This window comes from Chryseobacterium sp. DT-167 (assembly GCF_058310155.1).
Genome location: NZ_JBZEEQ010000005.1, coordinates 204,262 through 228,458, shown reverse-complemented (window position 1 = coordinate 228,458; position 24,197 = coordinate 204,262). Strand labels below are relative to the sequence as shown.

Below are 24,197 nucleotides of genomic sequence, written 5' to 3'. Positions count from 1 at the left end.
TTCTTTAAATAGAATATTAATTTTTAATGGTTAAAATCTGCCAAAGACTTAGTATTTTTGCTCAAAAGACAAAAAAATGCCCGAGAATATCAAAGAAAAAATAGAAGAACTCCGTAAAGAACTCCAACAGCATAACGAAAACTATTATCTTTTGGATGAGCCCAGTATTTCTGATATGGAATTTGATCTTCTATTAAAAGAACTCCAGGATCTGGAAGCGAAATATCCGGAATTTCACGACGATAATTCTCCCACAGTTCGAGTTGGTGGCGGCGTGACGAAGATTTTCCCAACCATTCAGCATCAGTTCAGAATGTATTCTCTGGATAATTCTTATGATTTTGATGATTTGGCAGACTGGGAAAAACGAATTATCAAAACAATTGACGAACCTGTAGAATTTGTTGCTGAACTAAAATATGACGGCGCATCAATTTCTATTTTATACGAAAACGGAAAACTCACACAGGCGGTTACCCGTGGTGACGGTTTTCAGGGTGATGAGATTACTTCGAATGTCCGTACAATTTCGGATATTCCTATTACATTAAAAGGCGATTTTCCGGAACGGTTTTTTATGCGGGGAGAAATTTATCTGACCAGAAAAAACTTCGACAAAATAAATAAACTGCGTGAGGAAGAAGGTCTTGATCCTTTTATGAACCCACGAAATACAGCAAGCGGAAGCCTGAAAATGCAGGACAGCAGTGAGGTGAGAAAACGCAGGCTTTCCTCAGTTCTTTACCAGTTTGTTTCACCGGAAGTTCCGGCAGAAAGTCATTGGGAATTGCTTCACAAAGCGCAGGATTGGGGATTTACGATCTCGGAGCAGATAAAACTTTGCAGAGATTTAGATGAAATCAAAGAATTCATTAATTTTTGGGATGAGGAGCGTCATAAATTACCTTTTGAAATCGACGGAATTGTATTGAAAGTTAATTCATTAAAACAACAAAGACAACTTGGTTACACGGCAAAATCTCCACGTTGGGCGATGGCTTATAAATTTAAAGCCGAAAAAGTAGAAACCGAATTACAAAGCGTTTCTTACCAGGTAGGAAGAACGGGAGCAATTACACCTGTTGCGAATTTAAAACCAGTTTTATTAGCCGGAACAGTGGTAAAACGTGCTTCACTTCACAATGAGGATATCATTAAAAAACTCGATCTGCACGAGCACGATTTTGTTTACGTTGAAAAAGGCGGAGAAATTATCCCTAAAATTGTCGGCATTAATACAGAAAAAAGAAGTTCTGAAAGTAAAGAAGTCGAATACATTAAAAACTGTCCTGAATGCGGAACTGAACTGGTGAAAATTGAAGATCAGGCGATTCATTTTTGTCCGAATGACCTTCATTGCCCACCACAGGTTGTCGGAAGAATGATTCATTATGTTTCCAGAAAGGCTTTAAATATTGATAATCTGGGTAGCGAAACTATCGAGCAGCTTTATAAAGAAAAACTAATTGAAAATCCGGCAGATTTTTACACTTTAACGAAAGAACAAATTCTGCCTTTGGATAGAATGGCGGAAAAATCGGCTCAAAATATTATTGACGGAATAGAAAAATCGAAAGAAATCCCGTTTGAAAAAGTTTTATTCGGAATCGGAATAAAACACGTTGGAGAAACGGTTGCCAAGAAATTAGTTAAGAACTTCAACACAATCGACGATTTGAAAAATGCCACCGCCGAAGAACTTTGTCAGGTAGAAGATATTGGGATGAAGATCGCTGTGAGCATCGTTGATTTCTTCAGTAATCCTGAAAATATTCTGATATTGGAAAGATTAAAATCTTACGGTGTTCAGCTTGAAAAAGGTGAAAATACCAATGAAGTTTTATCGAATGCTTTGGAAGGAAAAACCTTTCTTTTTACCGGAAAACTTTCATTATTTACAAGAGAATCTGCCGAAGAAATGGTGGAAAAACACGGCGGGAAAAATATTTCTGCAGTCTCCAAAAACCTGAATTATCTTGTCGTTGGTGAAAAAGCCGGAAGCAAATTGAAAAAAGCACAGGATATCGGGACCATTGAGATTCTGGATGAGCAGCAGTTTTTGGATTTGATAGGATAGAATCAAAACCACAAAAGTCACAAGAGAATTGACTATTTTTCCAATATTTCTTTTGTGACTTTTGTAGTTTTGATATTTTATTGATTTTTCTTCAGCCATTCCAGACGACGCTGATCCGGAAGATGTTTGACAGAGAAATTTTCAAATATCGCTTTGAAGCCGTTTCCATCCGGACTTGCCGCCATAAAACCGACTTTCACAGGTATATTGTCCTGCAAATAAGCATTTCTCATCATTACATATTCCTTATCGTCGAATGAATAGAAAATCTCAACGGCATCTAGTCTTCGGATAGCCTTTATCCAGACAAAAGGTGGCGTTTTATCCAGAACAATAACACTCCAGTCACTGGTTTTGTGGGTAACGACGGTACTCAGATTAAATTTTCCGTCTACGAATTCCACTCCGGCTTTGATGTAGTTTTGTTCGTCGATCCTCAACATCAGTCCCATCTGATCAAAACGAGCTTTGTAATCGCCGGTGATTTTCACTTTGGTTTCAAATTCTCCGCCATAAGTTGAGTAATAAAACGGTGCGTCATCTACTGTGAAACCGTAATGCGAAATTCTCCAATAATCGCTTTGGGGCGTGACATTCATTATTAATTTTTTATCTTTTACTTCCCATTGCTGAGGTTCGTTGAACCAAGTCATTTTTTGTAAAGATTGTGCTTTTACAACTTGGAGTATGTTTAAAGTTATAATTGATGTCAGTATTATTTTTTTCATTTTAAATTATTATTTGTTCTCGCAGATTGAACTGATAAAGCAGATTTTAAAATATTAATCCGCTAAATCTGCACAATCTGCGAGAATTTTTAAAACTTGAATATTCTAAATTCCCCTAATAACCTTGCAAGGGTTTCCTACCGCCAAAACATTTGCAGGAATATCTTTTGTCACCACACTTCCCGCTCCTATCACAGTATTATCGCCAATAGAAACCCCGGGAAGGATGCTACAACCAGCTCCGATCCAGACGTTATTTCCAATTGTGATTGGGTATGCATATTCCAAAGCTTTGTTGCGTTGCTCGACGTCAAAAGGATGTCCGGCTGTGTAAAATCCACAATTTGGAGCGATGAAAACATTGTCTCCGAATGTCACTTTCGCACAATCAAGAATGACGACATTCACGTTGGTGTAGAAGTTGTCGCCTATCTCAATATTATAACCATAGTCACAGTAAAATGGCTGCTCGATATGAAAGTTTTCTGTTGTTTTTCCGAAGAGTTTTTTGATCAAAGCTTTCCTTTCATTGATCATTGAAGGTCGGAGATGGTTGTACTCAAAACAGAGATCTTTTGCTTTCTCTCTTTCTTGAATTAAGAGTTCATCTGTAGCATCGTAGATTTCTCCTTTCAGCATCTTTTCTTTTTCGTTCAGATTATTCATTGTATTTTTACTTTGATAATGGGCAAATCTACAAGCTTAAAACCGCTAAATCAATACTGATTTATAACCAATTATTAAACTTCATTATTATTACAGTCATATTAATACAATTCGTAAATTGCTCTTAAAGTATTCTAATTATATACATTTAAAATGAAAAAATATTTTTTAACCATCTTCACAATCATTTTTTTACCTTTTTTAGGTAGTGCTCAAAATTTAAACGAAGAACTTTTTCAATCTATCATCAAAAACGATAAAGAACAGGTAATTCAACTGCTGAAAAATAATGCAGATGTGAATTACGTCAAATCAAAAGGACCTTGGATGACTGTTAATATGTTGGTACTCGCTGTCAATAATGATAATTTTGATATTGCAAAAATCTTGATTGCGAATAAGGTAAATGTAAACTGGAAAGACGGGTTTCAGACATCAGCTTTGATGTATGCTGCTGCAAAAGGAAATAAAGAAATGTCAGTTCTATTATTAGATAATGGTGCTGATGTAAATGCAAACGACGGAAAAGAAAATACTGTACTGTCAGCAGCAAAGGAAAGTGGAAATAAGGAATTAATAAATTATATTCATGAGAAACAAAAATCGATTAAGTAAACTAATGATACCTGCTTTTTTCCAATGAAACCCATCCAATCTGACCTCAACGAAAAACTCTTGCAACAGAAATTCTCAACTTCAAAGGTTGAAAATTTGCAGTTGAAAAAATGTCAGCAAATTGCAAAAACTTTCGTTGAATTAGAAAACGGAATCGCAGTCTTAAGCGACCTTCAGTTTAATAAAAGCTATGTTTATTCAGGGAAGTTGGCAGACGAATTGAATATTTTTCAGGATAAAAATGTTCAGGAGATTGAGAGCATTTGGGAAGAAGAACTTTTTGCGAAATTAAATCCTGAAGATGTTTTGCAGAAACATTTAGTAGAACTTCAATTTTTCCAATTCATCAAAACGATTCCTTTTGAGCAGCATAAAGATTATTGTGTGGTGAGCAGATTGAGAATTTCCGATAATCTGACTCAAAAAGCACTTTTACACAAAATGTTTTATTTCACAAATGCTAATGATAAAAATGTAGAATTGGCACTTTGTCTTTATCATTTTGATTTTTTGAATTCACCACTCCATCACGGAATGATCATTAATACTGCAAATGGCTCAATAATTCATCAGACAGAAGCCGGAAATTCCGCATTCTTATCCATTCGTGAAAAGGAAATTTTAAAAATGATCCAAGCCGGAAAAAGAAGCAAGGAAATTGCCGAACTTTTATTTATCAGCATCAATACTGTAAACCGCCACCGACAAAATATTTTAGAAAAAATGCGCGTGGGAAACACAATAGAAGCATGTACAATGGCCGCAAAGTTGAAGTGGATTTGATCATTTAAAAATATTATTTATTTTTAAATCACTCTTTTTTGAACGGATATTTATATTATATTTGAGCCATATAAGCTATATCCATGAAAAAAATCTACTTAATCGTTTTTATATTTATTTTTTCTGCATTTCAAGCGCAAATCATCAATATCCCTGATGCGAATTTTAAAGCTAAACTTCTTGCTGCAGATATTACAAATAGTATTGCCAGTACAAGTTCAGGTAATTTTAATATCAAAATTGATACTAATAATAATGGTGAGATAGAAGTATCTGAAGCACTACAAGTTGGTATTTTAAGGCTGTATGGAGGAGGAATATCAGATATTACAGGTATAGCTTCTTTTTCAAATCTGGGAAAACTTGATATTGCCGGTAATAATGTAACAAATATAAATTTAAGTTCAAATCTGAATTTGGGGGAATTAAGCGTTGATGGAAACAGCCAATTAAGCTCTGTCAATCTAACAAATTGTAATCAGTTACATAGAGTCTATATCAATGTCGCCGCTATAACAACATTAAATTTACAAAACAAACCTCTTCTAAAAAATCTCTACATTCAGAATACACCACTTGCATCTCTAAATATTATGAATTGTCCAATGATTGAAGAGTTAAGTATTGTAAATACTCAGCTAACAACATTAGATGCTTCTAACCTCCCGAATGTTTTTAATTTTTCTGTACAAAACAATCCGCTGCTTTCCAATATTGTTTTTACAAATTCTAACATGCAGATTATACAGATCAGAAACAATAATTTATCAAATATCAATATTCAAAACCAGTCTAACCTTCGGTTTTTAGATTGTGGTCTCAATGATATAACAAATTTAACTGCGACCGGATGTCCGCAGATGGCAACAATTATATGTGATAATAATCTGTTAACGAGTTTAAATCTTTCAAATTATCCGCAATTATACAAATTAGACTGCATTAATAATAACATAAACACATTAGACCTTTCTCAAAATCCATTGTTCGAAGATTTAAAGTCAAATGGAAACGGAATGACTTTTCTAAATATTAAAAACGGGAAAATACAGCAGACCAACATGAGTTTCATTTACAACAATCCGAATCTGGTGGTTTGCTGTGACAATGGTGAGCTGACAACATTTCAAAATTTGGTTAACAGCAGTGCCACTCTTTATTCAAATTATCAAATCACTTCATATTGCAGTTTTACACCTGGTGGAACTTTCTATAAAGTACAAGGAAACACAAAATTTGACAGCAATAGTAATGGTTGTGACATCAACGATTTGAATAAATCTTATCAAAAATTCAACATTACAAGCGGAAGTACTTCAGGAAGCATATTAGCAAACAATTCAGGGAATTATTCAATTCCCCTACAATCAGGTTCACATTTGATCACACCGGTTCTTGAAAATCCAACCTATTTCAATATTTCACCAACAAATATTACAGCAACTTTTCCAACACAGGCAAGTCCATTAACTCAAAATTTCTGTTTAACAGCAAATGGAACACACAATGATCTTGAAGTTGTAATACTCCCAATCACCTTAGCTATTCCTGGTTTTGAAGCTAAGTATAAAATTATTTACAAAAATAAAGGTACAAATGTACAGTCCGGAACTTTGGTTTATAATTATGATGATAATCTAATGAATCTTTTAACATCATCACTTACTCCAAGTGCACAATCGACAGGCGTTCTGAGTTGGAATTTCACCAATTTGTTACCTTTTGAAACTAAAGAGATCAACTTAACTTTTCAACTAAACACACCCACACAAACTCCACCTTTAAATGGAGGTCATGTTTTAAATTACAGTGTTCAAATCAATGGTTTAATTGACGAAACTCCGGCAGACAATACTTTTACACTTAATCAGACCGTAGTCAATTCTTTCGATCCGAATGATAAAACTTGTCTGGAAGGAACTACAATTACTCAGGCAAAAGTAGGTGATTACGTCCACTACATGATCAGATTTGAGAATACAGGAAACGGAATCGCTCATAATATTGTCGTAAAAGATATCATCGATACTTCAAAATTTGATCTTTCAACATTACAGGCATTGAGCGGAAGTCACAATTTTCAAACGACTATTACAGGCTCAAACACTGTAGAGTTTATATTTGAAAATATACAGCTTCCTTTTAATAATGCCAATAATGATGGTTATGTTTCATTTAAAATTAAAACAAAATCTACTCTTGCAATTGGTGACAGTTTCAACAATACCGCAAATATTTATTTTGATTATAATGCTCCTATTGTTACAAACACTTATACAACAACAGTTCAAAACATTTTGGCAACATCAGAAATAGATAATGATAAAACATTATTCAGCATTTATCCGAATCCTGTGAATGCCATCTTATCTGTCAAAACAGAAGCTAAGATTACAAAAGCTGAAATTTATGATGCAACAGGAAGAATCGTACTTTCTACAGGAGTCAAGAATAATTCTATTGACGTTTCAAGCCTTTCTAAGGGCAATTACATTGTGAAATTTTTCATCAACAATAAAACCTTCACACAGAAATTTATTAAAAACTAACTTAAAATATAAGGATTGCCAAGAAAGCGATCCTTTTTTTATTCAAAGAAAATTATCGTATTTTTATTTAAACAAAAAAAATGGATTTTCTAAAAGATCATTCGATTCAGAACGAACTGGTATTGATTTTTATTTCGGTAATTCTTGGGCTTTTTATTGGGGCAGAAAGAGAGTACCGGAATAAATCTGCAGGACTGAGAACTTTTATATTAGTCTGTTTTGGGTCTTGTCTTTTCACTATTCTTTCCATAAAAATCGGTATAAAAGATCCGGATCGTCTTGCAGCAAATATCATTACAGGAATTGGTTTTTTGGGAGCCGGTGTAATTTTTAAAGGTGATAATAAAATTGACGGAATTACAACTGCCACTACCATTTGGGCGACCGCCTCAATAGGAATGGCAGTAGGTTCAGGATATGTTTATCTGTCTTTAACGGGAACGGTTTTGGTGCTTTTAATTTTAAGTTCGCTCACTTATTTGCAGAATTTCATTGATAACAATCACAAGATTCGGGAATATAAAATTGTACTCACTAATCTGGAAGATTTAAAATACTTTGAAAGTATGTTTAAAAAACATCATTTAACATTTTTTGTTGTACGACAAAAATTTACGCAAGACAGTATCATCACAACCTGGATGCTGACCGGAAAACACAAAAATCACGACCATTTTATTGATCAGCTGCAACATGATGACAAAATAAAGGCATATGAATTTTAGATTATGAGATTAATTTTTATTCTGCAGTTATCTATTTAATGAATAATATCCTTAAAAATTTATCAATACTACATCGAAAATCATTTTGATTATGTAATTTTGTTTCCCATAATTTATGGATGATTTAATACAATTTTATGTCTCGGTTTTAGGAATTCCTGAAGATCTGGCACTTTTACACACCGTCAAGTTTGAGCGAGTAGAATTCCCCACAAAAACATTAATCCTTAAACAGGGTGAAACTGAGAACTACTTATACTTTATATCTGAAGGTATTGTTCGTTTTTTTGTCTACAAACCTCATCCTACAGAGCCAGCGAAGGAAATCACATTTTCATTTCTCGTAAAAAGTATGTTTTGCAGCGCATATGATTCTTTTATCACAAGGAGACCTTGTCACTATAATATTGAAACATTAAAAAACACAGTAATTTATAGAATTCATTATCAGGATCTTCAAGATTTATATAAGACTACCGAAATAGGGAATTATATCGGCAGAATCTCCGCAGAAGGGCTGTATGTAAGAAAAGCACAGCGCGAAATGTCACTTTTAATGTATTCTGCTGAAGAAAGATACTTAAATTTACTGAAAACCTACCCTGAATATGTACTTCAAATTCCGTTAAAATATATTGCCTCCTATTTAGGAATTACTCCGCAGGCATTAAGCCGTATCAGAAAACAAATTTCTTAACATAGATTCATTTTTTCATACAAACAGATTCTTTAGCTTTGCCATCACTTAAGAGACACAAATGGTGAAACAATATTTGTAGAATTAAGTTTAGATTAATAACCTAAAAGATATAAACTCCCAAACCCTTTCAGAATGAAAATTCGGAAGGGTTTTCTTTTTTCAGAGAAAATTAAATCCGTATTTTAGACAAAATTTTTTTTGTCATGATAAAACGTAATATTTTAATTGCCTCGGCGTTTTTCAGCTTTTCACTGGGAATAGCTCAGCAATACGGCGGAATGTGGATTCCCACAGAATTAAATGAAAAGGAAATGAAAGACCTTGGAATGAAAATCTCTGCCAAAGATATCTTCAACACACAAAAACCAAGTATAAAAGATGCTGTAGTACAGTTCAACGGTGGATGTACTGCAGAAATTATTTCGCCTAAAGGCTTACTTTTAACCAATCACCACTGCGGCTATGGTCAGATTCAGGCACACTCTACCGTTCAGAATGATCTTTTATCAAACGGTTTCTGGGCAAAAAATATGGAAACCGAACTTCCAAATCCGGGAGTGACCGTTGATTTTATCGTTGACATCAAAGAAGTGACCAGTCAGATTTTAGAAAATACAGACAATCTTCAGGAGCCTGAACTTTCAAAAAAGATCGCTGCCAATATTGAAATTTACAAAAATTCGCAAAAAACAGAACCGTACCAGTCGATTTCTGTGAAATCAATGTATTACGGAAATAAATTTTATGCTTACGTAATCGAAACATACAAAGACATCCGTTTGGTAGGAGCACCACCGCAAAGCATCGGAAAATTCGGAAGTGACACCGACAACTGGGTTTGGCCAAGACATACGGGAGATTTCTCTATGTTCAGAATTTACGCCGGCAAAAACAATAAGCCTGCAGAATATTCTAAAGACAATGTTCCTTACATACCGAAGCACTATCTTCCGGTTTCTGTAAAAGATAAGGCTGAAAATGATTTTACATTCGTTTTCGGTTTTCCGGGTAGAACGACAGAATATCTTCCCGCAATCGCTGTTGAAAAAATCATGACAGAAATTGATCCTGCTAGAATTGCCGTACGTGACGTTGCATTGAAAACTTTAGACGAAAAAATGCGTACCGACGATGCTACACGTATCAAATATGCTTCAAAATTTGCTTCAGTTGCCAATTACTGGAAAAAATGGATCGGTGAGGTTGAAGGTCTTAAAAAATCAAATGCAGTACAGAAAAAAGTAATGTATGAAGGTTCTCTGGTTTCAAAAAACCCTCAGATAAAAACAACGTTAGACGAACTGAATAAATTGTATCAGGATCAGGCTCCTTATGCTTTAAATAATGCTTATTACTCAGAAGTTATAAGAAATGCCGAAACGTTCTCTCTTGCGAATCTTTATTCAAACTATATCACTTCCGTAGAAGCTGGAAGAATGGATGAAAAAGGAACTGTAGCATTCAAAAATAAACTGACATCTTTCTACAAAGATTACAGCGCAGAACTGGATGCTAAAGTAACGGCTAAACTTTTGGCTCTTTATGCAAATAAAACGGCTCCGCAATTTTTACCTGCAGGTTTTGAGAAATACAAAAACGAAGCGCAAAATATCACAGAGATTGAAGAAGCTTCTAAAAACTCAGTAATTACCGGAAGATCAGCGGTAAACGGAGCTTCATTAAGTACAGATATTGATAAAGCTTTCTCAAATCAGGATAAATTGATTAAAACCATAAAAAAAGATCCTGTTTACCAGCTTTTCATGAGTATGAAAGATACTTATATGAAAACAGCAGATCCGCAATTCACTTCTTTACAGGTAAAAATTGATGCTTTACAGAAGAAATATATGGCTCAGCAAATGTCGACCGACAAAGACAGAAAATTCTTCCCCGATGCCAATTCTACCCTTCGTGTAACGTACGGAAAAGTAAAAGGCTCAACACCGAAAGATGCAGTAACTTACAATTACCAGACGCATTTGGCAGGCGTAATGGAAAAATACATTCCGGGAGATTATGAATTTGATGTTCCCAAAAAACTGATTGATCTCTATGACAAAAAAGATTTCGGAAACTACAAAGATAAAAGTGGTGACGTTCCTGTATGCTTTACCGCAACCAACCATACAACGGGAGGAAACTCCGGAAGTCCGGCTTTGGATGCATACGGAAATCTGGTAGGATTAAACTTCGACAGACAGTGGGAAGGAACGATGAGTGACATCAATTACGATCCGCGTTTCAGCAGAAATATCATGGTTGACACCAAATATATACTTTTCATCGTTGATAAATTTGCCGATTCTAAATGGCTTGTTGATGAGATGAAAATTGTAAAGTAATTTCGTTTTAAACATCATAAGAATCTATTTAAATCTCAATGAGCCATTTAGATAGATTCTTTTTATTTTAATGAAATCGCCATGACTGATATTGACACATAGTAAGTAGCAAGATAGACGATTCCATATGACAATAGAAAACAGTAAATATCTATATATGAAACAGAAACTGATAGATTTTTTAGCCGTTTTTGAAAAGGAAAATATTGAAAAAACATTTCCTTTAGATTATTGTTTGCCAGTTTATCATTGTGTTTCTGATGAAAACCTTCCTCACCTCAATCATATTATCAAGTATAAAAATGTAAAGCAATTTGAGAATGATTTAGATTACTTTTCAAGGCATTTTCAGTTTGTGAATTGGGATGAATTTAAAGATTTTTTTAAAGGAAATTTTAAGCCTAAGAAAAAAATAGCTTTACTCACTTTTGACGATGGCTTCAGAGAGTTTTATGACATCGTAACACCTATTTTGGTAAGAAAAGGAATTTATGCAATCAACTTTGTGAATCCTGCCTTTGTTGACAATAAAGATCTGATGTTCCGTTGCAAAGCAAGTTTAATTGCCGATACATTCAAATCTTCAAAATCTAAAAAAACTGAAATTAACATTGAAGAAGTTTTAAAAATTAATTACAAAAATAAAGACCGGCTAGATCAGATCGCAGAAAAACTGGAGATTGATTTTGATTCTTATTTGAAACACCAAAAACCATATTTGGATTTTTCTCAGCTTAAAACGCTCACAGAAAAGGGTTTCGGAATTTCTGCACACAGTTGGGATCATCCTCTATACTGCGAATTGTCACTTGAAGATCAACTCGAAAACACGATAAAAAGTTTAAATTATACCAAAGAAAACAATTTTTCAGATGATAGTTTTGCATTTCCTTTTACCGATTTTGGTGTGCGAAAAGATTTTTTTGAAAATTTATATCAAAATGATCAGCTTTCATACAGTTTCGGATGTGCAGGAATTAAAACAGACAGCATTGATAAAAATCTTCAGAGAATCCCCATGGAAACCGAAGAAAGTGCTTCTCAAACTTTAAGGAAAGAAATTGCTTACTTCAAATTTAAAAAGCTTCTGAATAAAAATACAATCATCAGAAAATGATCTATTTAAAAACTTTAAATAAAAAACAGCTTAAAAGTTTTGTATCATCGGGAGAATACCAAAACTATGATTTTCTTCCTGTTACTGCGCATCGGGCAAAGTCACACATCACAAATCCCAAAGCAAATGATGATCAGGCTTTATTGATTTTAGTGTTCGATGATGATCAGTTGGCGGGATATATCGGTTGTCTTCCTGATGAATTTACGATTGATGGTAAAGCATATCATTACGCTTGGCTGAGTACACTTTTCGTCAGTGATCAGTTTCGGGGAAAGAAAATTGCACAAACCTTGCTAAACAAAGCCTTTGAAGCATATAGCGGCAATATCGCCATAACCGAATTCACAAAAGAAGCAGAGAGTTTATACCGCAAAATGGGAGTTTTTAAATACATCAAACCTAAGCACGGAAAGAGATATTATTTCAGGACAGATCTGGAAACTGTTATTCCATCGAAGAAAGAAAAAACAAAATCTTTCAAACCGGTTTTCAAGATTGCTGATTCTGTTGCCAACTTTTTCATTTCTATCAAAAACAGCTATGTAAAGCAGCCGAGTTTTCCTTTTGAAATTCTTGATCAGCCAGATGATGAAAGTGCAGATTTTATCGCAGCATTTAAAACCAACCGAACTGCCGACGAAATCACTTGGGCAATTAAAAATTCCTGGGTTTTAGAGGGTGAAACAACAGATAAAAAATATTTATTTTCAAGCTATTCTCAAAGCTTCAGATACTTTTGGGTGAAAGTTTATTGTGATAACAACAATCTGATTACCTGTTCGCTTTTGATGTTAAGAGATGGTCATCTGAAAATCCCTTACTTATTTACAAATTCTGACCTTACCCAGTTTATTGATTTTTTAAGCTATTTTATTGTCGAAAACAAAGTGAAAATGATGACGAGCTATCAAACTGAGCTGAATAAAAAGATTGCTTCCAATATGTCTTTTCCGAATATCCATCAGCGAAAAATCGAGAGAAGATATATGTTTCATCAGGAGTTTTTAGATCATCTTCCGAAAAATTTCAATCCTGATTTTCAGGATGGTGATGGGGATTGTCTGATGACTTAATAAGAACTAATTCCATAGAAGTATTCTTGTAGTTTGTTTGTCTTGAGGAATTTAAAAATTGATAATTACAAAAAGAATTGAGATTCCTTCGGAATGACAAACATACTTTTAAAATAAGAACTCATAATGCATTCTCTTTGTCATTCCGTAGGAATCTAAACATCGATAAATAATATAAGAATAGAGATTCCTAGGAAATAACAAACAGATTTTAAAATAAATTAATACCCAAAAATCTCTTCAAGATCAACTTCCTTAAAGCGTCCCATTTGCTCTACAGCCTCCAGATTCAGGTTTTCTTTTTTCCCGATGATCGCTGTATTAAACTGGATCGGCTTTATTTCTGTCTGATAAAATTGTCTGATTTCCTCAAAATTCAGACCTTCAATCTGACTGTAAATATCTTTCCTGAAATCGTGGGTGATTCCCAGTTTTTGCAGTCTCAATGTATTAAAAAAGATATTCGTTCTGGTAATTCTTGTTGATGCAATCTGCTTTAATGCGGCATTTTTTGCATTTTCAAATTGAGTTGTCACTTCAGGAAGTTCATCCATCAGTTCTGTCATCGTATCAACAGCGATCTGCAATTTATCAGGCTGAGTTCCGATGTAGGTGGTGATGTAATCGGGGTGTCCTATTTCTGCACTGGGAGAGTAAGAAACGTACGCTGAATATGCCAAACTTTTGCTCTCGCGGATTTCCTGAAAGACAATCGATGACAGACCTCGTCCGAAATATTCATTAAACACATTGATTTTACCAAAATTTTCCGTGTTCACATTGTGTCCCTTTCCTATCTTACTCATTTCCATCTGTACCATATCATAGTTGGTAAAATAGACATTTCCTGCGGTTTCCGGTTCGGGATATATTTTCGGATCAGCAATTGTGCGGCTTTGAGTTTCAATGAAATTTTCAATTTCGCTTTTAAATTTCTCAAAATCTTTTCCGTAGAAAAATATCTGATACTGGAATTTAAATATATTTCTGATTCTTTCGGTAAACTCTTCCACTTTAGCATTCTGAAGCTCATCTTTCGAAAGAAAATCTAAAAATCTTGATCCTTTCCCGAACTTCGTATAATTCGTCAAAGCATTCATGATACGGTTTTTATCTTTCTTTGCAGCTTCACGGTTTTCCAGAATTGTTTCTACAAACTGATTGTAAATTTCCTGATCAGGCTGCACGTTTTTCATCCAATGCTGAAGCAGCTCAATCCCCTGCTCAATATTTTCTTCCAATCCGCTTAGTGAGATCAGCAACTGGTCCGAATTTGTTTTAAAATCGTTGGTAATTCCTATTTTAAAGAATTCTTTTTTCAGATCTTCCGGTGAAAACCTGTCGGTTCCGAGATATTGCAAGATTTGGGTAGAAATTCCTAATTCACGGTCATGATCACTTCCGAATGGAAAAATAAAATGAACCTGTGCAATTTCGTTATATTTATTTTTAACGAAACTGATCTTTTTATCTTTAACAACATCCGTTGTTATTTCTTTCTGATAATCAATAAATTCCGGCTGAATATCTTCTGTTTTTTCATTCAGAATTTCCTTTAAAAATTCAGATTGTGCGTCACGGTTGATTTTGATCGCCGTGATTCCGGGATTGTCAACTCTAAGCAATTTATCATTGACACCTTTTTCTTTATTAATGACTACATAATTATCTTTAAAGAAATCATTGGCAAAAACGATCACTTCATCTCGTGTTATCGCAGAATATTCATCCATCTCATTCAGTTCCTGTTCCCAGGTTCTGCCTTTGATGTAGGTGTCATAAAGATTATTTGCTAAACCTCCTGCGGTTTCCAGGCCTTTCATTCTTTGAAGCTTGAAATCGTTGATAATGGCAGGAAGCATCCAGTCCGGAAAATCTCCTTTTTTCACAAGCTCGATCTGCTCCAAAACCATTTCTCGTGCTTCCGGTAATGTTTGGTTCTCTTTCGGAACAGCAATTATTGAAAAAAATCCGTAATTTTTTAAACCCAAAGAATACGCTTGTGCCCAAAGCATTCTCTGCGTCTGATTAATATGAAGATCAAGCAATCCAGCCTCACCTCTATTGCTCAAAATATGGGCAACAATATCTGCAAGCATTGCTTCTTTTGATCCATAACTATCGGTTCTCCAGGCTAACTGAACTCTTGGCGTAGTGGGACTGTACACTGTTTTTTCAACAATTTCCGTCATTGCCTGTTCCACAATCGCCTCTTTTTTTGGCAATTCTTTATAAGGAATTGCTCCAAAATACTGATCGACAAGCTTTATGGTTTCTTCAAAATCTAAATCGCCCACTAAAACCATCGCATAATTATTTGGAACATAATATTCGTCGAAATATTTATGAATCGCCTTCATTGAAGGATTTTTGAGGTGTTCCGGCTTGCCTAAAGTCGTTTGCTGACCGTTCGGATGCATAGGAAAAAGGGCTTCCATCAAAGCATCGTTCACCAAGCGGGAATCGTTGTCCTGCGCACGGTTGAATTCTTCATAAACCGATTCTAACTCTGTATGAAAAAGTCGTAAAACCATTTCTGAAAATCGTTCTTTCTCGACTTTCAGCCATTTTTCAAGTTCGTTACTCGGGATATTATTTTTGTAAACCGTTTCATCAAACCAGGTATGAGCATTGGTTCCTGTCGCACCAAGAGACGAGATGATCTTATCATACTCATTGGCAATCGCAAACTGACTGGCTTCCTGAGAAACTTCATCAATTTTTTTATAAATCTCTTTCTTCTTTTCAGAATCCTGCTCGGCTTTATGCTGCTCGTATAAATCTGAGATCTGCTCAATCAAAACTTTTTCTTTCTCCCAGTTTTGAGTCCCAATTTTAGAAGTTCCTTTGAACATCATATGTTCAAGATAATGCGCCAAACCTGTATTATCAGAAGGATCGTTATTGCTTCCCGTTCTTACAGGAATAAATGTCTGAATTCTCGGAGCATCAAAATTCTGCGCCAGAAAAACTTTCAATCCGTTTTTCAGGGTGTAAATTCTGACTTTATTTTCGTCGTGGGTGACTGTGGTGTATTGGTAGTTGTTTGTATCGGTATGAATCGTTTCCTTGTATCTTCTGTCAATCATATATAAATTCATTATCATTCTTTTTAATAAAATCCGAATGCCTTACAAATGTAAGGATTCAAAAAATAAGACCTGCCAATTTTGTTTATATTAAATCTATGATAATAATTTATTTTAATATTAATTAAATATATTTCTTACATTTAAGTTGGATCAGTTCATATTCAAATATGAAAATACAACTCGTTCAAATCATTAAAACTTCCTAAATCTTGCGGAAATTCAGGTGATATAGAAGACTGGATAAATCTCTTTGATGTCATTAAATTTTAGTATTTTTAAATTTCAAATAAAAAATATGAGAGTGATTATTGTGCTTTTATTTTTAAGCATTTGCTCGTCCTGCACACCGACTGAACCTAAAAATCAATCCACAGATGAGCCGGAAACAGAAATCGTTAAGCAAATTGTCGCTAAAAAAGATTCGATTAAAAATGATACGATTGAATTTGTTTCGTACAATGATAATTTTGATTACTCTCAACTGAACGGAAAAAAAGAAAAAGAAGAAATCACATTTATCAACGATAAAAACAATGACAGAGGTTTTCTGAGAGGCGATATTATTGCGATTGAATGGAAAAATGATTCTATTTATATCGCAGGAGACGGAGAAACGCCGCAAAATGCAGAATGGATTGTCTCTGCAAAAAAAATCAAAGACGGAAACGTCTCAAAATTCAGAAAAGAATACGGCAAAGAAATAAAATATCATTTCTCGAAAGAAGATCAATTGTCAGACAGTTATCTCGATCATCTTCATCAAATTGCAGAATATTATGTAGCCAATTCTAAGAAAGACTTAATTAAATTGTCTATTAAAAACAAGGAAGATCTTGGATATTCCATAGAGAAGCAAAACAAGGATGATAAAGAGTATTATGTTTTAGGATTTTACACCGAATCTGAACGCAAAATTAATACTTTTCAATGGCTCTACATCGACCCTGAAACCGACAAGATTTTTGAATATGATCTTGCCAAAGACAGACTCATCTATTTCCCTTAAAATTTAAAAACACTCATCAATGGCATCAAAAAAACATTTATCAGAAAGAGAAACCATAGAATTACTTGATGTTCTTCAGCAGCGCTTTAAAAAAAATAAAAACCGTCACCAAGACTTAGAATGGGCTAAAATAGAAGAAAAATTAAAAGCAAACCCTTCAAAACTTTGGTCACTCAACGAAATGGAAATTTCCGGCGGTGAACCCGATGTTGTTGATTATGATAAACAAACTGATGAGTATGTATTTTTTGACTGTGCAGAAGAAAGCCCGAAAAACAGAAGAAGTTTCTGCTATGACCGTGAAGCTTTAGATTCCAGAAAAGAAAATAAACCACAAAATGATGTACTTACGGTAGCTTCAGAAATGGGTGTAGAAATTCTTGATGAAACACAATACAGGTTTTTGCAGACCTTAGGAAAATTTGATCTGAAAACATCAAGCTGGATCAAAACTCCAAAAGAAATCCGAGCTCTGGGTGGCGCACTTTTCTGCGACAGACGTTACGATACAGTTTTCGTTTATCATAATGGAGCCAATTCTTATTACGCAGCGAGAGCTTTTCGTGGAGTTTTGAAGGTTTAACTGAATAGAAACATCTCGTCAGTTTGATTTGTTATATTGTAAAATCATAGAAAACTTTAATATAAAAACTATTAATCTTACCTTTGACGCTTCAAAAAATTTGGCATGAATACACAGTTTTTAGATTTTTGGGTAGGGAATTTTAATTCGGAAGAACAGTTCTTACAATTTGTAGAGGAAGATGAGAACTATTATCTGAATGAAGAAGATGACGACAATTACATCTCAAAATTTGCAGAATCTCAGGATACGGTTTGGTTTGACGGCGATTTGGCAGAATATGGTTTTGAAAATCTTAGTCAGAATATTTATGAAAACTTTTCAGAATATTCATTTGCCGATCAATGGCTTCCGGAACTGGTTCATAAAATCAACCTTTCAGAATTGAAATTCGAAATAAATTCTATAATATTCGTAAGTCAGGGACAGATTCCTAAACCTGTTTCTGTGGAATCGGATGAATTTTCGTTGGTTTATATGGGTGGAATTGAGTTTGAGTATTAAAAAAGATACTATCAAATGATAGTATCTATAGGTTTTGTTATATGGATTTTACTGATTCAAATAAGGTAGTTTGTAAATAATAACATTACTGAAACCTCCTTTTTCATAGTATTTTGTTTGTACTACAAAATTATCTTTATTATTTTCAATGATTTTGAATATCAAAGGTTTGTTTTTTACGTTCAGCTCATCATGTTTGCTGTTTGTATTGATTGTTGTCAGTCTGTAGGTACACTTATCAAGCCAGTCTATTTTATTGATTGCATAGACATTATTATTTCTGGTTTCGATTACTTTATCTGTAGTAAATGTTAAATAATTATTTTGTCTGTCTTGAAGAACTTTATAATAGTAGGTTCCAATTTTTACATCATCGCAACTTGACATACTTTTTTTCTCAGGTTTTACAAAATCTCTTTCTCTGTATCTTAAAAAATTCACACAATTTTCAAGAACGAGACCTTCTATTGAAGAAGTATAATCTTCAAAATCTCCTGATTTTTCTCCTGATTCGCTTCTCAGCTTTTTAAAAATTTCGGTACTGTGATCTTCAAAAACTCTGGTAAAGCATCTGTCGATTTTTTCTTCTGCATCATCCACATTTTCTAATGAACCAATACAATTGCAGATTTGATTTGAAATTTTTTCTTCGAACGATTGAGAGAAAATCGCAATCGTTAAAAACAGACTGAAAAATACAAAAACTTTGTTCATAGAAATGATAAATTTTAATGTGCTTCCAGCCAATTCTTCCCTACTCCAACCTCAACCAATAGTGGAACCTGAGTTTCTATAGCATTTTCCATTTCTGTTTTAATGATATTTTTAGCAACTTCTACCTCATCAATAGGAGATTCGAAAACCAATTCGTCATGCACCTGAAGCAACATTTTTGTTTTCAATTTTTCTTTCTCTAATTCTTTCTGAATTTTAATCATTGCCATTTTCACAACATCAGCCGCACTTCCCTGGATGGGAGCATTAACAGCATTTCTTTCAGCATGAGCTCGAACCACAAAATTTCCGGAATTGATATCTTTTAAATGGCGTTTTCTCCCTAAAATAGTTTCTACATAACCGATATCACGAGCTCTTTTCACTTGCTCCGCCATATATGCTTTCAACTTCGGATAAGTTTCATAGTAGGCTTCAATCATTTGTTTCGCTTCAGATCTTGATAAACCGGTTTGTTCGGCTAAAGCAAAAGCTCCCTGACCGTATAGAATTCCAAAATTAACGGTTTTTGCCTGTCCACGCTGCGTTTTTGAAACCTCTTCCAACGGAATATTAAATAATTTCGCAGCTGTAGAAGCATGAATATCTTCACCATCCTGAAAGGCTTTGATCATATTGTCTTCACCGGAAATCTCGGCAATAAGACGCAGTTCGATCTGAGAATAATCGGCAGAGATAATCTTCTTTCCTTCAGCGGAAACAAATGCTCCACGGATTTGCTGACCTCTCAAAGTACGGATCGGAATATTCTGTAAATTCGGATTTACACTTGCCAAACGACCTGTTGCAGCCGTAGTTTGCGAGAAATTGGTGTGTACACGATTATCATCTTTATCAATCTGTGACGGCAAGGCATCGACATAAGTTGATTTCAGTTTCTGATACGTTCTGTATTCTAAAATATGCTGAATGATCTCGTGTTTTGAAGCTAATTTCTGAAGAACATCTTCGGAAGTCGCATATTGTCCTGTTTTTGTTTTTTTGGCTTTCGGATCGAGCTGCATTTTATCAAACAAAACATCGCCCAACTGTCTTGGCGAATTCATATTAAATTCTTCGCCCGAAATTTCAAATATTTTAGCTTCTAACTGTCTTAAATCATTTTCAAGATCGATGCTTTCCTGAGCCAGCCATTTTTCGTCTAATGAAATTCCTTCGAGTTCCATTTTTGCCAACACTTCCATCAAAGGCATTTCTATATTGTAGAAAAGATCTTCAAGGTTCTCTTTTTTTAATTGTGGTGCAAATAATTCGTATAATTGGAACGTTACATCTGCATCTTCTGCAGCATAATCGGTTTGCGTTCTTAGATCTGCATCTCTGAAATTCCCCTGATTTTTTCCTTTTTTACCAATAATGGTTTCAATGGAAACGGGTTTATAGTTTAAATAAACTTCTGAAAGATAATCCATTCCGTGTCGTCCGTCCGGATTTAAAAGATAGTGGGCAATCATGGTGTCAAACAGTGCACCTTTTACCGTAACATCGTACTGTTTCAGAACTTTATAATCATATTTTAAATTGTGAGCAATTTTCAGCAAATCTTCTTTCTCAAAAAACGGTCTGAAAATTTCCAGAGTTTGCAAAACTTCGCCCTGGTCTTCAGAAAGCGGAATATAATATGCCAAACCTTTTTTGTAGGAAAAGCTCATTCCGACCAGTTCGGCTTCCAATTCGTTCAGAGAAGTTGTTTCGGTATCAAAACATACAGCTTTCTGCTTTAAAAGATTCTGAACTAATATTTTCTGCGCTTTAGGATTGTCAACAAACTGATATAAATGATCATTTTCAATGATCGTATCTTTTGTTGAAGTTGCCTGATCAAGCTCTTCAAAGCTGGCGAAAAGGTCAAGCTGACCAACATTTCTGGCAACTTTCTGCTGCGGAGTTTCAGAAGCTGAAACTTCGGTTTCGCTTATTACCACGCCATCCGTTTCAATAACTTTAGTTTTTACAGTAACTGTTTCAGCCGGAGCAAAAGCACGATACAGGTTTTCATACAGTCTTCTGAATTCAATTTCGTCAAAAACTTCTTTTACTTTTTCAAAATCAGGAGTTTCAAGATCGTATTGTTCCTGATGGAATTCTACGGGAGCATCGCAAATAATGGTTGCTAACTTTTTAGATAAAATTCCACGCTCGGCAGAAGCTTCTATTTTTTCTTTGATCTTACCTTTTAATTTGTCGGTATTGGCGAGCAGATTTTCTATACTTCCGAATTCCTGTAAGAATTTCATGGCTGTTTTTTCACCAACACCATCCAATCCTGGAATATTATCAACGGCATCACCCATCATGGCAAGAAAATCGATCACCTGTTTCGGATCTTCAATTCCGTATTTTGCTTTTACTTCTTCAACGCCCAGAATCTCGATGTCTCCCCCTTTTAATCCCGGTTTATATATTTTAATTTTATCAGTAACCAATTGGGCAAAATCTTTATCGGGAGTCACCATAAAAGTGGTGTACCCTTCTTTTTCGGCTTTACAGGCAAGAGTTCCGATCAAATCATCAGCTTCATAGCCTTCCACACCCAAATGCGGAATATGCATTGCATCCAAAATTCTGTGAAGATACGGGATGGCAACTTTGATGGCTTCCGGAGTTTCACTTCGGTTGGCTTTGTATTCTGCAAAATCATTGGTTCTGATACTCGCCTGTCCGACATCAAAAACCACTGCCAAATGCGTAGGTCTTTCGCGTCTGATCAATTCGATCAGTGAGTTTGTAAAACCGAATATTGCTGAAGTATCAATTCCTGTACTTGTAATCCTCGGGCTTCTGATCAATGCATAATATCCTCTGAAAATCATCGCATAAGCATCGATAAGAAAAAGCCTTTTGTCTTGTGTTGCGTCCATATTTTGAATAATGAACAAATATAAGAAAATAGGAATGTTTTTTTCTGAGAATTTCGGGTTGAGATTTAAAATTTAAAGATAATCATCTTTCAAAAAATTTATTCTTTTACAGGAATCAGCTCCAGTCGGTCTTTAGTAATTTTAAAATTGTAAAGCCCCTTAAGTGTTTTTGGTTCTTCACAATTTTCGGCCATATCTGCCACACCTTCCGAAATTTCAACCTGATTATTATTGTATTCACTATATTTTCCCATCATATGAAAACAGGTATTTCCGGTGCGGTAATTTCTGTCTTCTTCAAATTGCAGAAAATTAATTTTTGGCTGTTCCGAAGGAAATTTGATGGATTTTGCCTTTTTGAAAACCGCGCTTCCGTCATCATTTATTTTTTCGACCTGCCATGTTGTTTTTGCGAGCGTATTGCTTTGAGCATTTAGGGTTGTGACAAATGAAACTGTAGCAATGATCAATGTAAAAATCAGTTTTTTCATATTTAAATATTTTTTAGTGATGTTTAGAATTAATTCAGAAATCAAAAAATAGCCTACTTCTTTTACGAGTAAGCTATTATAAAATTTTAATGTAACTAAGTGATGTCTTTTAAACTCCCGGCCAGATTCCTTTGTATTCAGAATTACCATAACTGATCGTTTCTGCGCTTACAATAAAGCTGATCAGCATAGAATTCTGATCTACTGCATCAAAGTCAACTTCATGCTGGATCACGTAACCGTTTTCCCAGTTTAAGGTGATCAATGTGCCTTCTTCGTGAGATTTGTTGAAAGTAATTTCACCAGAAGTTGGTTTGTATTTACCATTTAACAAACTTTCCAAGATTTCAGATTTCTCTGTAGCCTCGATGGTAAGCTTTATAATTGCGTTGGAAGGATCTGAAGCTACACGCCCTGAAACGTCTGTAGATCTTGATACGCTGTAATTCAGCTTTAGTAATTTTTGTCCTTCGCTACCGTTGAATTTTAAGATTCCTCTTGAATTGTCTGCCATGATTTTGTAAATTTTAAACAGTTAATATTTTGTGATTTGGTGTTTTATCTATAGCGAAGATAGAGCCAAAGATCTGGTGACGAAAGTTTTCACACCTTTAATTCACATTTTGTAGTAAAACTACGATTGAGTGTAGTAATTCTACGACTTTAGATTCGAATACCCTGTAAACCTTTCAACAACAGCACTTTCAGAAGATTTTGCACGCATAAATTCACATTAATTTGAAAATTTCATGACAATTTAAAGATGAACTGCGAATGATCATTCAGGCAATTCAAATATTAAATTTTCGAATTTGGATTGTAATAAGTTTCGCATCAGAAAATAAAAAAACCGCATTGCTGCGGTTTAAATTTATTATTAATGCTCTTAATTTTGTAAATCTTTCAATCTCTCCTGCATCAGTTCAGGATCTGAAAGTGCATCAAATCCGATAAACGCAATAGCAAAAATCAAATAAATTATATAAAGTACGCTCAAGACAATACCAATTATACTTAAAATTCTACCAGTATTCAAATTGTTGTAATCTGAATATAATGTTGGATTTTGCTGGTACAAAGCGTTATCTTTTTTGTACAGTACAAGACCGATTATTCCGGTGATAAGTCCGGGAATACCATAGCAACAACACGAAACGATTGATACAATTCCTAAAACAAGTACCGCCGTGGCATTGGGTAATTTTTGCTGATTCATAATTTCTGATTTTTTAATGTTTAATATTTTGATTTAAAAAAAATGTTTATAAAAATAGGAAAATACCATGATTAGTGAGTTAATAATTGCTAAAAATATCAATACCTGCCCATAATTTCTTTTTCTGTCTATAAAATTCAAGACTACAAAACCAAAAAACAAGAGTAAAGTATAGACCGCCGGAAACATATGAAACGCTTCTGAAAACCTCCCTTCAAAAACCAGCACAATTGCTCTCTGAGTACCACATCCGAAACATTCTATTCCCAGGAATTTTTTACTCGGACAAGGCAGCATAAAGTCTTCAATCTTCATATACTATTTTGAT

General features: G+C 34.5%; 21 protein-coding genes. 12 read left to right on the top strand and 9 right to left on the bottom strand.

Annotation, left to right across the window (positions count from 1 at the left end):
- The first annotated feature begins 76 nt into the window (after positions 1–76).
- A complete protein-coding gene (gene ligA / locus AC4FQ5_RS09110) occupies positions 77–2,077 on the top strand; it encodes an NAD-dependent DNA ligase LigA (RefSeq protein WP_491142644.1) in 2,001 nt (666 codons plus the stop codon).
- 77 nt (positions 2,078–2,154) lie between these two features.
- Here ligA and AC4FQ5_RS09105 read toward each other — a convergent pair whose 3' ends face one another.
- On the bottom strand, positions 2,155–2,805 hold the full coding sequence (locus tag AC4FQ5_RS09105) for a DUF1349 domain-containing protein (protein ID WP_491142643.1): 651 nt from the start codon (positions 2,803–2,805) through the stop codon (positions 2,155–2,157).
- Positions 2,806–2,910: 105 nt separating this feature from the next.
- Positions 2,911–3,471 carry a sugar O-acetyltransferase gene (locus tag AC4FQ5_RS09100; RefSeq protein WP_491142641.1) on the bottom strand — a complete coding sequence of 187 codons (561 nt, stop codon included), beginning with the start codon at positions 3,469–3,471 and terminating at the stop codon, positions 2,911–2,913.
- A 153-nt stretch (positions 3,472–3,624) separates the two neighbouring features.
- On the opposite strand from AC4FQ5_RS09100, the gene AC4FQ5_RS09095 reads away from it, so the two are divergent.
- The 8 genes from AC4FQ5_RS09095 (at position 3,625) to AC4FQ5_RS09060 (ending at position 13,381) form a co-directional block, all read left to right on the top strand.
- Positions 3,625–4,086 carry an ankyrin repeat domain-containing protein gene (locus tag AC4FQ5_RS09095; RefSeq protein WP_491142639.1) on the top strand — a complete coding sequence of 154 codons (462 nt, stop codon included), beginning with the start codon at positions 3,625–3,627 and terminating at the stop codon, positions 4,084–4,086.
- Between the two features lie 24 nt (positions 4,087–4,110).
- Positions 4,111–4,869: a response regulator transcription factor gene (locus AC4FQ5_RS09090; RefSeq protein ID WP_491142637.1), complete on the top strand. Its 759-nt coding sequence runs from the start codon at positions 4,111–4,113 to the stop codon at positions 4,867–4,869.
- A gap of 83 nt (positions 4,870–4,952) precedes the next feature.
- Positions 4,953–7,418: a DUF7619 domain-containing protein gene (locus AC4FQ5_RS09085; protein WP_491142636.1), complete on the top strand. Its 2,466-nt coding sequence runs from the start codon at positions 4,953–4,955 to the stop codon at positions 7,416–7,418.
- Positions 7,419–7,498: 80 nt separating this feature from the next.
- Complete coding sequence (locus tag AC4FQ5_RS09080) at positions 7,499–8,143, top strand: MgtC/SapB family protein (protein ID WP_491142634.1); 645 nt, start codon at positions 7,499–7,501, stop codon at positions 8,141–8,143.
- 115 nt (positions 8,144–8,258) lie between these two features.
- Complete coding sequence (locus AC4FQ5_RS09075; RefSeq protein ID WP_491142633.1) at positions 8,259–8,840, top strand: Crp/Fnr family transcriptional regulator; 582 nt, start codon at positions 8,259–8,261, stop codon at positions 8,838–8,840.
- A 206-nt stretch (positions 8,841–9,046) separates the two neighbouring features.
- Positions 9,047–11,188, top strand: a complete 2,142-nt coding sequence (locus AC4FQ5_RS09070; protein WP_491142631.1) for a S46 family peptidase — start codon at positions 9,047–9,049, stop codon at positions 11,186–11,188.
- A gap of 157 nt (positions 11,189–11,345) precedes the next feature.
- The gene (locus tag AC4FQ5_RS09065; protein ID WP_491142629.1) at positions 11,346–12,305 is read left to right on the top strand and encodes a polysaccharide deacetylase family protein; all 960 of its coding nucleotides are present in this window, start codon (positions 11,346–11,348) and stop codon (positions 12,303–12,305) included.
- Positions 12,302–13,381, top strand: a complete 1,080-nt coding sequence (locus AC4FQ5_RS09060) for a GNAT family N-acetyltransferase (protein ID WP_491142627.1) — start codon at positions 12,302–12,304, stop codon at positions 13,379–13,381. The genes AC4FQ5_RS09065 and AC4FQ5_RS09060 overlap by 4 nt, the downstream gene beginning before the upstream one ends.
- A 221-nt stretch (positions 13,382–13,602) precedes the next feature.
- Here the strand turns inward: AC4FQ5_RS09060 and AC4FQ5_RS09055 are convergent, their stop codons facing one another.
- Positions 13,603–16,482 carry a M16 family metallopeptidase gene (locus AC4FQ5_RS09055; protein WP_491142625.1) on the bottom strand — a complete coding sequence of 960 codons (2,880 nt, stop codon included), beginning with the start codon at positions 16,480–16,482 and terminating at the stop codon, positions 13,603–13,605.
- 286 nt (positions 16,483–16,768) lie between these two features.
- Between AC4FQ5_RS09055 and AC4FQ5_RS09050 the strand changes: the two genes are divergently transcribed.
- The 3 genes from AC4FQ5_RS09050 to AC4FQ5_RS09040 all read left to right on the top strand — a co-directional run bounded on the left by AC4FQ5_RS09050 (position 16,769) and on the right by AC4FQ5_RS09040 (position 18,566).
- Positions 16,769–17,479, top strand: coding sequence for a hypothetical protein (locus AC4FQ5_RS09050; RefSeq protein WP_491142624.1), 711 nt, complete (start codon positions 16,769–16,771; stop codon positions 17,477–17,479).
- 19 nt (positions 17,480–17,498) lie between these two features.
- Positions 17,499–18,062, top strand: coding sequence for a DUF4256 domain-containing protein (locus tag AC4FQ5_RS09045; protein ID WP_491142622.1), 564 nt, complete (start codon positions 17,499–17,501; stop codon positions 18,060–18,062).
- A gap of 105 nt (positions 18,063–18,167) precedes the next feature.
- Complete coding sequence (locus AC4FQ5_RS09040; RefSeq protein WP_491142620.1) at positions 18,168–18,566, top strand: immunity 22 family protein; 399 nt, start codon at positions 18,168–18,170, stop codon at positions 18,564–18,566.
- Between the two features lie 48 nt (positions 18,567–18,614).
- Here AC4FQ5_RS09040 and AC4FQ5_RS09035 read toward each other — a convergent pair whose 3' ends face one another.
- From AC4FQ5_RS09035 to AC4FQ5_RS09010, 6 genes are all read right to left on the bottom strand, one after another.
- The gene (locus AC4FQ5_RS09035; RefSeq protein ID WP_491142618.1) at positions 18,615–19,280 is read right to left on the bottom strand and encodes a hypothetical protein; all 666 of its coding nucleotides are present in this window, start codon (positions 19,278–19,280) and stop codon (positions 18,615–18,617) included.
- Positions 19,281–19,294: 14 nt separating this feature from the next.
- Entirely contained in the window at positions 19,295–22,162 is a 2,868-nt protein-coding gene (gene polA / locus AC4FQ5_RS09030) for a DNA polymerase I (protein ID WP_491142616.1), read from the bottom strand.
- Between the two features lie 98 nt (positions 22,163–22,260).
- A complete protein-coding gene (locus tag AC4FQ5_RS09025) occupies positions 22,261–22,653 on the bottom strand; it encodes a hypothetical protein (RefSeq protein ID WP_491142614.1) in 393 nt (130 codons plus the stop codon).
- A gap of 109 nt (positions 22,654–22,762) precedes the next feature.
- The gene (gene tssD, locus AC4FQ5_RS09020) at positions 22,763–23,167 is read right to left on the bottom strand and encodes a type VI secretion system tube protein TssD (RefSeq protein ID WP_491142612.1); all 405 of its coding nucleotides are present in this window, start codon (positions 23,165–23,167) and stop codon (positions 22,763–22,765) included.
- A 372-nt stretch (positions 23,168–23,539) separates the two neighbouring features.
- Positions 23,540–23,869: a CCC motif membrane protein gene (locus AC4FQ5_RS09015; protein WP_491142610.1), complete on the bottom strand. Its 330-nt coding sequence runs from the start codon at positions 23,867–23,869 to the stop codon at positions 23,540–23,542.
- 33 nt (positions 23,870–23,902) lie between these two features.
- Positions 23,903–24,184 (bottom strand): DUF2752 domain-containing protein, encoded by a 282-nt coding sequence (locus tag AC4FQ5_RS09010; RefSeq protein ID WP_491142608.1) that lies wholly within the window; start codon positions 24,182–24,184, stop codon positions 23,903–23,905.
- Between the last annotated feature and the right edge of the window lie 13 nt (positions 24,185–24,197).